Here is a 12,514-nt window from a genome sequence, read left to right as displayed (position 1 = left end):
AGGCACTTGCCGGGAAACGACATAATGAGCAGCCAAGAATTTCAGTCCATCATTGCCGGACTTCAAAATCGCCAGATCACCGTGGCCGAGGCCAAACAGCGTTTGCAACGACTGAAAGCCGCGAGCGCTACACTAGGGACAGAGCAGACCGAAGCAGCGGATAAAGCCGTGTCTGGCACGGGGCGGGCGCAGGAGCCTGTTGAAATCGCAGTCATCGGCATGGCGGGACAGTTTCCCGCGGCTGACAACGTTGAGCGCTTTTGGCGTAACCTTAGCACTGGCGTCGATGGCATCGTTGAATTGGGCGAGCGTTATCTGGACGCCCGGCGCAGCTATTCGTCGCAGCGCCAGCCCGGTAAGACCTATTGCAAATGGGGAGGCGTGCTCGAGCAGCGGGATGACTTTGATCCGTTGTTCTTCAATATTTCGCCCCGTGACGCGGAATCGATGAATCCGCATCAAAGGCTGATCCTGCAGGAAAGCTGGAAGGCGTTGGAAGATGCGGGCTATAACCCCAAAAGTTTCCGGAATCAGGCGGTGGGGATTTTTGTCGGCGCCGAGCCGACGGGTTATTTCCATGAAACGTTTATCGGCGCCTCCGATGCCATCATCGCGTCACGACTGTCCTATTTTCTCGACTTCAAAGGGCCGGCGCTAGTCGTCAATACCGGCTGTTCATCCTCGGCTGTGGCCATCCACCTGGCCTGTGAAAACCTGCGCAACCGTGAGACGGATCTGGCGTTGGCCGGCGGGGTTTTTGCTACGCTTGGCGAGCCCAGCCTGATCAGCTTGTCGCAGATGGATATGTTGTCGCCCACTGGGCGCTGCCATACCTTCGATAGCCGCAGCGATGGCATCGTATTGTCGGAAGCGGTCGGCATGGTGACCCTCAAACGCTTACCGGAAGCGATAGCGGACGGCGATCCGATCTATGGGGTGATCTGTGCTTCGGGCATGAACCAGGACGGTGCCAGTAACGGTATTACCGCACCGAGCGGCCAGGCTCAGGAGCGGCTGATCAGCGAACTGTATCGGCGTTTTGGTATTGATCCGAGGCAGATTAGCTATGTCGAAGCCCATGGCACCGGCACGCCGCTCGGCGATCCGGTGGAGGTCAACGCGCTGGCCCGGGCCTTTCGACAGTTCACCGCTGATACCGGCTACTGTACGTTAGGTAGCGCCAAGGCCCATATCGGTCACACTTCGGCGGCTGCGGGTGTCGTCAGCTTGATCAAAATCCTACTGTCAATGAAATACCGGCAGTTGCCGGGTTTATTGAACTTTGAACAACTGAACCCACGGATAGCATTAGCAGACTCGGCGTTCACTATTCATCGCGAGTTGAAAGACTGGCCAGTCGGTGACAGCGGGCTGCGGATGGCGGCGCTTAATTCCTTTGGCCACAGCGGCACCAATGTGCACATCGTGGTCCGTGAGGCAGTTGAAGTGGCCGCTGCGACCTGTGCCGAGGTGTCACGGCCGAGGCTCTTGCCACTATCGGCACGCACCGCCGATAGCCTCAAGCATTATGCTTGTCGAGTGCGCGAAGCATTGGCCGATCCGGCGGTTCGGCTTGCGGATCTCGCTTATACCCTGCAAACGGGCCGGCTGGCGCAAGATCATCGGTTGATTTTTCTATGCACCGACAAAGCCCAACTGACACAGCAGCTCAATGACTGGCTGGACGGCCGTGCATCTGAGCACGCATGGCACGGGCAGATTGGCACAGGCGAGCATTCGGCTATCGAACTGCCGTCTACCGACGATCACGCTGACTTACAACGCCTGGCTAAAGCTTGGGTGGCGGGCGGCCATATCGATTGGAACGCGTTTAACCGTCGCTATAATGCCGACGCCCGACGTATTCACGCTCCGGTTTATCCCTTTGCCCGGCAGGATTTCTGGATACCGCCTGCCCGTCGGGGTACGGCGGGAGGTGATGTTGGTGCGGCACCCAGTTTAAGCGTGGGTCGCCTGCATCCGTTCCTGACGCAAAATACTTCAGATCTGCTAAGCCAGCGCTTTACCACCGTGTTTGATGGCGAAGAATTTTTCCTCAAGCAGCATGTGGTGGGTGGAAAGCAGATCTTCCCCGGCGTCGGTCATCTGGAAATGGCCCGAGCCGCGGTGGCGATGGCTGCCAACGGCTTGGCGGGAACAGCGCAGCAGCCGGTATTGAGCGATGTTGTCTGGTTGCGGCCGTTAATCATCGACGGCCAAGCACGGCAAATTGACGTGGCGTTGACGCTGGAAGAGGACAATCAGATCCGCTTCGAGATCACCAGCCGCGATTATGACCCGCCTTCAGGCCTTGTTTCGGGTGAACCCGTGCTGCACAGCCAGGGCTTGGCCAGTTTTGTTGAGCCTGCTGCGCAGCGCCAAGTTGATTTGGCGGCTTTGAAGGCTAGGATGGACGGCGGCCAGCTAAGCGCTGAGCAATGCTACCAAGCTTATCGGGCGATGACATTTGAGCATGGCCCAGCTTACCAGGGCCTGCAATCGGTCGCGCTGGGACGGGCGGAGGTATTGGCGGAGCTTGCGTTGCCGTCCTGCCAACATGACAGCCTGAATGACTACCTGCTGCATCCGTCACTGATGGACTCGGCGCTCCAAGCGGCGATTGCGCTGAGTATCGGCGCTGACGTCGTGCTTCCCGAAGGCGATCGGGGCAGTCTGCCGCCGGCGACGCGGCCGGCATTGCCCTTTGCGCTTGAAGGCTTGCAAATATGGGACCGCTGCAGTGAGCGGATGTGGGCCAGGGTGGCTTATGCCGAGCGGCGCGACGACCAGCAGGCCGACACCAGCTTGCAACGACTCAATATCGAACTCTTTAATCAGCAGGGCAAGCTTTGCGTGCTGATGCAAGGTTTTACCTCTCGGGTACTCGGCGACCATAGCGATCAGGCCACGACCGAGCCTGCGCTGACAGAAACTGTGCTGTTCCAGCCGCAGTGGATTGACGAGGCGGCCCGTCACCGTAAGACGGCCGACTTTAACCAGCAATTCGTGTTGCTCAGCGGCTTTGATGAGCCATGTGTCGCCGACGTGCAACGCCAGCTAGCCGAGCAGGGTACCGATTGTCGCTGTGAGTTACTGGCCGTGCCGCAGCAGGATCCAGCCGAGGATTATCAACAGGCGGCGCTGGCGCTGTTGCAGCGGATTCGGCCGTTACTCGGTCGGGGCGTCAGTGCACGCTCACTGATCCAGCTTGCGCTCTACAACCCCAAAGGCGATCGGATGATCGGCGGCCTAGCGGCCATGCTGCGCAGCCTGCAACTCGAAGCGCCGGGCTTGAGCGGCCAATTGATTGAGTTGGACGAGCCGCAATCATTGGTGCAACGGCTAAAGGAAAACGCCGCCACCGGCGACGTCGAGATCCGTTACCAGGCAGGACAGCGCCAAGTGCAACGCTGGCGCCCTTGTCCGAGCGTTGATTTAGCAGTCGGCACGCCATGGAAAGATCGTGGCGTCTACTTGATTACCGGGGGGCTTGGGGGCCTTGGACAGATTTTTGCCCGGGCGATGGCGGCCAGTGTCAGCGATGCCACATTGATTCTGACAGGCCGCTCTGCGGTGGACCCGCAGCGCGTGGCTGAGATCGACGCGGGTCGAAACACGATTGAATACCGGCAGCTGGATGTCAGCGACCGCGACGCGGTGCAGCGATTGGTTGCATGGATTGGCGACAAGCATGGCCGCCTCAATGGCGTGTTGCATAGCGCCGGCGTGATCCGAGACAGCCTGCTGATCAATAAGCAGGATGACGAACTGAAACAAGTGATGGCCGCCAAGGTGGCCGGCGCTCGCAACCTGGATTTAGCCACTGCCGAGCTGCCATTGGATTTCATGATCTTCTTTTCGTCGGGTACCGGCGTGATCGGCAATACCGGCCAGGCTGACTATGCGGCAGCGAACGCCTTTGTCGACCGCTACGCCGCGTACCGCAGCCAGCTGGTTAAGCAGGGACGGCGAAGCGGCCGTAGCCTGGCGATCAATTGGCCGTTGTGGAAAGAAGGCGGCATGAAGGTAGATGAGACGATTGCGCAGCAAATGGCAGAAAGCACTGGTATGGTGGCCATGCCCACCAATGCTGGAATTCATGCGCTGTGCCAATGTTTTGCCTGGGATCAGCCGCAGTTGCTCGTGATGAACGGGCGACGTGAGCAGATGACCGCGCTGGTGACCGGCGGCGACGATGCCGATAGGGCACTCGCGCATGAGAACGCGTCGCAACACCAAGACGTAGCGCCGGCGTTGCCAACCGATGCCGAGGCGCCATTAGCCGAGCCATTGCGCCGCGCGCTGATCGATCTCGTGTCCCAGCAGATGAAAATTCCTGCCGCAGAGATCCGTACCGATGCCGAGTTCAGCCAATACGGCTTCGACTCCATCAGCCTAACCGCGCTGGCGGGCACGTTGAAACAGCAATGGCGACTTAACCTGGCGCCGACGATCTTTTTTGAACATGCCACAATTGACCGTTTTGCGGCGTACCTGGAGCGCGAGCACGGTAGCGTGCTCGCGGCCAAGCTATCGCCGCAGCAAAGGGCGCCACAACAGCAGGTCAAGCCATCGTCCTCAACGCCGCAGCAACATGGCGTCCAGGCGTCAAAATCGGCGCTCAAGCGGCGCCCACTGACAGTTGCGCAATCTTCCGCTCATCAGGCTGTCTCTTCTGTTCCGAGCAAACCGGCGCAGGAGGACGATATTGCCGTGATCGGCGTCAGCGGCCGCTTCCCAATGGCCGACGATGTCGAGCAGTTCTTGCGCAATCTTACGGAAGGCCGAGACTGTATCAGCGAGATCCCCGCCAATCGCTGGGACTGGCGTGAATATTATGGCGATCCGCATCAGCAGCCCAACAAGACCAACGTCAAATGGGGTGGCTTCATCCACGGCGTGGACCACTTTGATCCGTTGTTCTTCGGTATTTCGCCGCGGGAAGCCCAGCTGATGGATCCTCAGCAACGCCTGCTGATGACCTATGTCTGGCTGGCGATTGAAGACGCGGGCTATGCCACTGCTGATCTGGCGGGCAGCAGTACCGGGATTTTTGTTGGCACCGGAATGACTGGCTACAGCAGCCTGATCGCCAAAACCGGCGTGCCGGTGGAGGGTTACAGTGCCACGGCGATGGTACCGTCGGTCGGCCCCAATCGAATGAGCTTTCTGCTTGACCTACATGGTCCCAGCGAGCCAGTCGAAACGGCCTGCTCATCGTCGCTGGTGGCGATCCACCGGGCGGTTCAGGCGATGCGCAACGGAGATTGCCAAATGGCGATCGTCGGCGGCGTGAATACCCTTATCGCGCCCGAAGCGCAGATCAGCTTCAATAAAGCGGGCATGCTGGCGCTGGATGGGCGCAGTAAAACCTTCTCGGCTCAGGCTAACGGCTACGCCCGGGGCGAAGGGGTTGGGATGATTGTGCTGAAGAATCGTTCGCAGGCCGAGGCCGACGGCGATCACATCTACGCGCTGATTCGCAGCACCGCGGAAAACCATGGTGGCAAGGCGAATTCGTTGACTGCGCCAAACCCGCGGGCTCAAGCGGAGTTACTCAAAACAGCGTATCGCCAAGCCGGTGTCGATCCACGCAGCATCGGCTATATCGAAGCGCATGGCACCGGTACTGAACTGGGTGATCCGATCGAAATCAACGGCCTGAAAATGGCGTTCCGCGAGCTGAGTGAAGAGTTGGGCATTGGCCCACTGCAGCCAGGCTATTGCGGCGTGGGTTCAGTGAAATCAAACGTCGGGCACCTTGAATTGGCGGCCGGTATTGCCGGGGTGATCAAGGTATTGCTGCAATTGAAGCACAAGGTGCTATTTAAGAGCCTGCATTGCGAAGCGCTCAATCCGTATATTGAACTGGACAACAGCCCCTTTTATATCGTGCAGCAAAGCCGGCCTTGGTTGGCTGCCAAGGACAGTAACGGTCATGCGTTGCCGCGGCGGGCGGGGGTGAGCTCCTTCGGCTTTGGCGGTGCTAACGCGCATATCCTGCTGGAGGAATACCAACCGCCGCAGCGCCCTCGCCACGACGTGACGTCCGGTGCGCGACCGATCCTGCTGTCGGCCAAAACGCCGGAGCAATTGCGTGAATATGCGCGTCGCCTGGCCGAGTTTATTGCCGCGGAGCCGGCCGAGGCCAGGCTCAACCCTGAGCGTTACCTCGATGATCTGGCTTACACGCTGCAGGTTGGCCGTGATCCGATGCCAGAGCGGCTCGCGCTGCTCAGTGACTCTTTGACTGATTTGCAGCGCCAACTTGCCGATTTCGCCGCCGGTGGCAAAGCTGTCTATCGTGGCCGTAGCGAAGGTGAGAACCGGGCGCTGGCGCTGTTTCGTCAGGATGAAGACATGGCTGCGGCGCTTGCGGCATGGATTGACAAGCGCAAGTACCACAAATTGCTGGAATTGTGGACACAGGGGTTGGCGATCGACTGGCGACAGTTCTATCGCGATGGGCGTTCGATGCAACGCCTCAGCCTGCCAGGCTATCCGTTTGCCCAAGAGCGTTACTGGGTGACGGATTTGGCGACCGGACCCGTCACTGATTCAGTGCCCGGTGGCGGCTGGTTGCACCCGATGCTCGAGCGTAATACCTCGGATTTTTACCGCCAGCGGTTCAGTAGCCGCTGGCGCGGCCAAGAGTGTTGGTTTGCCGACCATCAAGTCAACGGCCGTCCAACCATGCCAGGCGTCGGCTATCTGGAAATGGCTCGGGCGGCGATCGCCCAATCATGGGATTCGAAGCAATTGGCCGCCGGTTGGCTGCAATTTAAAAACATTGTCTGGCTGGCTCCGTATACGCTGGCGTCGCAGCACAACGAGTTGCATATTGAGCTGGCGCTGGAGCAGCAAACAATCAATTTCAGGATCTACTCACAGGTTCAGGGCGACGAGGTCGAGCATTGCAAAGGCAGCGCACAAGTCATCCCTGCCGCTACCGTGACGCCACTGGATCTCGAAGCCCTCGCAGCGGGCCCGTGGCAGCGTAGCGTTGAGGCTGAGCAGCTATACTCGCTATTTGAACCCATCAATATCGACTATGGCCCCAGCCACCGTGGTGTCAAGCAGCTGTGGCTCGGCGACGGCAAATTGCTGGCTAGGCTCGAGCTGGATGCCAAATGGTTGAGCAGCGACTGGGTGATGCACCCCGGTATGCTGGACTCAGCGGTACAGGCATCGATCGGCTTATTGCTGCAACAAGCGCAGGGCCTGAACGAGACCTTGCTGCCTTTCGCGTTAGAGCAACTGAATGTATACGATGGCTGCCGACCGGTTATGTGGGCGTTAATCGACGTTGACCGCCGTGGCCAAAGCAGCGCAGTGCAGCGGATCAATATCGAGCTGTGTGATGAGCGAGGGCACATCGCTGTCAGTTTCCGCGGTTTCAGTTCCCGGCCGTTGAATGGCACGCGCGGGCACATGGCGTCTCTCACCGCTGGCAATCGATTGCCAGCAGGACTGAGCCTGCTGGCGCCACAATGGCTGGTGGCCGACCATGCATCCACCGCCCGGCAAGCGTTGCCCACCCTGGCGATTGGCGCGGCTGGGGGACGGCGCAACTGGCTGGCCGAGCAACACCCGCAGATTGAATTTTTGCCGTCGCTGGCGACAACGATTGACGGGATTGCCGCTCAGCTGGCTGCTTGCGCGCCGTTTCAGCGGTTGATTTGGCTGGCGCCGCAACCGTCGACCGATTTTGCGAATCAACGGTTGATCGACAGCCGTGAACAAAGCGTGCTGGCGTTGTTCAGATTGATCAAGGCGCTGTTGCAACTGGGCTATCAGCAGCGAGCGCTGGAACTGCAATTGATCTTGACCGCCAGCGTCGCGGTGCGTACCGGTGAGCCGTTGGCGCCGGAGCAGGCGGCCTGTCATGGCTTGGCGGGATCACTGGCAAAGGAATATGAACATTGGCGGGTTGAACTGATCGATCTGCCGGCTGACGCTCAGGGGTTGCCGGCCGCAACGCCTGTGCAGAGGCTGCCCGGCGAATGCTTGGCCTGGCGTGATGGCGAATGGTTTTGCCAACGGCTATTGCCGCTGGCGCAGCAGGCTCAAACAGATGGCGGCGTGAGCTACCGTGAAGGCGGCGTCTACGTCGTGATAGGGGGGGCCGGCGGCATTGGTGAAGTGTGGACGCGTCACGTAATCCGTCATTACCGTGCCAAAGTAATTTGGCTTGGCCGCCGCGCCGCTGACGATGAAATCCATCGCAAGCTGGCGGCGCTGGCACAAATAAGCCAAGCATGCAACGCTCCGACGCCATTGTATATCCAGGCTGACGCTGCTGATGTTGAGCAGTTGGCGCAGGCCAGGCGGCAGGTGGTCGAATCGTTTGGCGCGATCCATGGCGTGGTGCACTCGGCGTTGGTGCTGGATGACGCTCGCTTGGAGCAGATGAACGAAGCGCAGTTCACTGCCTGTCTCGACGCCAAGATGGCGACCAGTGTTCGGATGGCCCAGGTCTTTACGCCAGCCGACAATCCGGCGCTAGATTTTGTGTTGTTTTTCTCGTCGATGATTGCCTTTAGCAGGGCCGCTGGCCAAAGCAATTACGCCGCTGGCTGCGCCTTCGCGGACGCTTTTGCCGCTCAGCTCAATCAACACTGGCGTTGCGCAGTCAAGGTTATCAACTGGGGCTATTGGGGCAGCGTTGGCGTGGTGGCCAATGCCGGCTATCGAGCCCGGATGGCTGAACAGGGGCTCGGCTCAATCGAGCCGGACGAAGGCATGGCGGCACTGGATCAGTTGCTAGCCGGTGCGCTGCCACAGGTGGGTTTAATCAAACTGCTTGAGCCGATGACCATTGCCGGTATCGACAGCGGCACACAGCTGCATTGTTACCCGTTGGAGAAGCCGCCAGCGTCGTATGTGTGGACAAACGTAGCTCAAAGGCTCGGCCCGCCGCCGCAACATCACAGCGCGGCGACGGAGATGGACCGACTGTTGCTGGCCCTGACCTTCGCCTGCATGGGCGAGCTAGCCGGCGGTGGCCCACTGACTGAACAACAGATTGCCGCCCATCCGGCGGTGGCGGCGAACCTTGACGCCCATCCCTTTTATCGTCGGTGGCTGCGGGAAAGCCTGCGCTTGCTGGCGCAAAAAGGCTATATCGACGATCAAGGGCAGTTGCTGACGGCCATCCCTGCTGCCGCATCACTGTGGTCGCAGTGGCGCCAGGCGAGCGATGAATGGCGCCGGGATGGCGATTTGCATGCTCAGTTGCAGCTAGTGGAAACGTGTGCTCGGGCGTTGCCGGCTATCCTGCGCGGTGAGAAGCAGGCTACCGAGGTGATGTTCCCTGGCGGCTCCATGTCGTTGGTAGAAGATATCTATAAAAACAACAAGATTTCCGATTATTTCAACGAGGCGCTTGGTGAGGTCGTGGTGGATATCGCCCGCCGTCATGCTGAAGGCAACCGGCCACTGCGGATCTTGGAGATCGGCGCGGGCACCGGCGGCACGACCGCTGGGCTGATCAGCAAACTGCGGCCGTGGCGGCATCAGATCGCTGAATATTGCTACACAGATTTGTCGCAGGCTTTCCTGCGCCATGCCGAACAGCATTTTGCGCCCGACGCGCCCTATTTGCGCACCGCCATTTTTGACGTCAGCAAAGCTTGCCTGGAGCAGGGCATTAGCACGAATCAATACGATTTGGTGATTGCCACTAATGTGTTGCATGCTACGCCAGACTTGCGTTGTACGCTGCAAAATGCCAAAGCCACGCTGTGCCATGGCGGGTTGCTGCTGCTGAACGAAATCAGTGGGCGCTCGATGTTTACTCACCTGACCTTCGGTCTGCTCGAAGGCTGGTGGCTCTATGATGACGAGGCGCTAAGAATCGACGGCTGTCCCGGTCTGTCTCCCGAGAGCTGGCAGCGGCTGCTGCAGTCGCAGGGCTTTGGCGACATTGCCTTCCCAGTCGCGGGTAGTCATGGCTTGGGCCAGCAAATTATCGTCGCCGTGAGTGATGGCGTGGCGCGTCTGCCGGCGCAGCAACGGGTTATGCCCGTCGCTGACGTCACCGACGTTACCGACGTCATCGACGTCGCGGTGGATGCGTCCGTCGCAGCCATCGCACCCGTGGCAGCCATCGCACCCGTCGCAGCCATTGCACCCAGGGTAACGCCGACGATAGCTGAGGGCGAGATCGACGAAGCCGTTCTAGCCAAGCAGTGCCGTCAGCTGATTACTGAAGTGCTGTCGAAGCTGGTCAATATTGCGCCTGAGCGGTTGCAGCGGGATGTTGCCTTCGATCGCTACGGCATCGATTCCATTTTGCAGATCAGCCTGATCCAGGCGTTGGAGAAAGCAACCGGTGAGCTGTCGCGTACCATACTGTTTGAATACAACACGATCAATCAGCTAACGGACTACCTTCTGAGTGAGCATCGCGCTGCGCTGACCAAGCATTTTGCGCCTAGCCAGCAGGTTAATCGCCCGGTTGCGGTGCAGCCAGTGACTGCGGTGGCGGCCAGTCACGAGCGTGCGCCGCGTCACGCTCCCCGTCATGTCCAGCCAATCGACAACCATGCCAATAGTGCTCGTCGTATGGCGACGACCACGCAAGCAAGCGTCGTTGAACATCCCGCGACGGTCGCCGAACCGCCCACGACGGTTGCCGAACAGCCCACGACGTGTCGGGATATTGCGATTATTGGCGTCAGTGGCCGCTATCCTATGGCCGCCGACTTGGCGTGTTTCTGGGATAACCTGCGCAATGGACGTAACTGTGTCAGTGAGGCACCGAATTCGCGTTGGTCCGAGTCTCTAACCGGCACGCAGTCCTGGGCGGCTGGACGGTACTACGGTGGTTTCCTTGAACAAGTCGAGGAGTTTGATCACAAGTTGTTCGGTGTGCCTCACGAGGAGGTAAGCAATCTTTCGCCAGAGCTGCGACAGATGCTTGAAGTGACTTGGCGTACCTTTGAGGACGCAGGTTACAACAGCGATGCCATCGCCCGAATCCAGCAGCGCGACGCGGCGGGAGTCGGGGTCTTCATCGGCTCGATGTATCACCAATCGCCATGGACCGAGAGCAGCCTGGAGCGGGCAGCGATCAAGTCAAATGTTACTGACTGGCAGATACCCAATCGGATTTCCCATTATTTCGATTTGAAGGGCCCAAGCCTAGCGGTCAATTCGGCGTGCTCCAGCTCGATGACTGCCATCCACTTGGCCTGCCAAAGCCTGTTGCAGAACGACTGTGCAATGGCAATCGCCGGCGGCGTCAATCTAATTCTTGATCCGTCCAAGTACCAGACGCTAAAACTGGCTAACTACTTGGGTAGTAGCGATGTTAGCCGCGGCTTCGGTCAAGGTGATGGGATGATTCCGGGCGAGGGTGCCGGCGCCGTGCTGCTCAAACCTTTGGCCGCAGCCGTGGCCGACGGCGACCGAATCTACGGGGTGATCAAAAGTTCCAGCGTCAATCATGGCGGTGGCAGGCTGATGTATTCGGCTCCGGATACTCAGCAGCAATCTCGGCTCATTGCGCAAACCATCGAGCGGGCTGGCTTGAAACCGGCGCAAATCAACTACGTCGAAGCGGCGGCCAATGGCTCCGAGTTGGGCGATCCAATCGAGGTGGCGGCGCTTAAAAAAGTGTTTGGCGATATGCAGCCCTCCAGCTGCGCGCTTGGCACAGTTAAGTCAAATATTGGCCACCTTGAGGCGGCATCGGGCATTTCCCAGCTCACCAAGGTGTTACTGCAGTTGCAGCATGGGCAATTGGCGCCGTCGATCAACGCCGACCCGCCCAACCCTCATATACGGCTCGAGGGCAGCGCTTTTTATTTGCAACAGCAGGTGGCGCCGTGGCCGGCGCCGGTAAGCGCAGAGGGAGCGCGTGAGCCGCGCCGTTGCTTAATCAATTCTTTTGGCGCCGGTGGCAGTTACGCCAGCCTAGTGGTGGAGGAGCACCTGGAGCGTCGGACACCGCTCAGACACCGTCAAGGGCAGACGCAGTTGTTGGTTTTCGCGGCGGCTAGCCGCCACAGCTTGTTAGCCTACTTAAAAAAGTTCAACGCATTTACCGTTGCTCATCCCAGTCTCGAACTGCAGGATCTGGCCTACAGCTTAGCGCAGCGTGAACACCGTTTGACGCACCGCGCGGCGGTGGTGGCCGACACCATGGAACAGATGGTGGCACGGCTGCAGTCATTGCTGTCTGACGAGCTGTCGGTGGAAGGCTGCTGCTGGATCTCGCCGTTTGATGGTATTGAAGACGGGGAGGCCGGGACCGCGTCAGGCACGCTCGCGCAGATGGCGGCAGCTTATTGCCGCGGCGCGCAGTTGGACACGTCCACGCTCTACCCGGAAGGTGGCAATCGGGTCGCTTTGCCGGAATATGAGTTTGAACACGCGATGGCGCAGCCGTCGCAGGTCGCCGCAACGCCGCAACCGTTGTTCAATAACCTGCTCTATCGCCGCATTAGTAGCGGCGAGCTGAATGCTGAACAATTTGAGCAACTGATCACAACAGTCTAACGAATGCATA

Annotated in this window: 1 protein-coding gene; it reads left to right on the top strand. The window is 59.4% G+C overall.

The features are described 5' to 3' along the window. The first annotated feature begins 24 nt into the window (after positions 1-24). Positions 25-12,504, top strand: a complete 12,480-nt coding sequence (locus RBRH_RS07330; protein ID WP_013435480.1) for an SDR family NAD(P)-dependent oxidoreductase — start codon at positions 25-27, stop codon at positions 12,502-12,504. Positions 12,505-12,514 lie beyond the last annotated feature (10 nt).

It is taken from the genome of Mycetohabitans rhizoxinica HKI 454 (genome assembly GCF_000198775.1).
Lineage (GTDB): Bacteria > Pseudomonadota > Gammaproteobacteria > Burkholderiales > Burkholderiaceae > Mycetohabitans > Mycetohabitans rhizoxinica.
The sequence above is the reverse complement of the archived record's forward strand: the minus strand, read 5'-3'. Positions and strand labels throughout refer to the sequence as shown.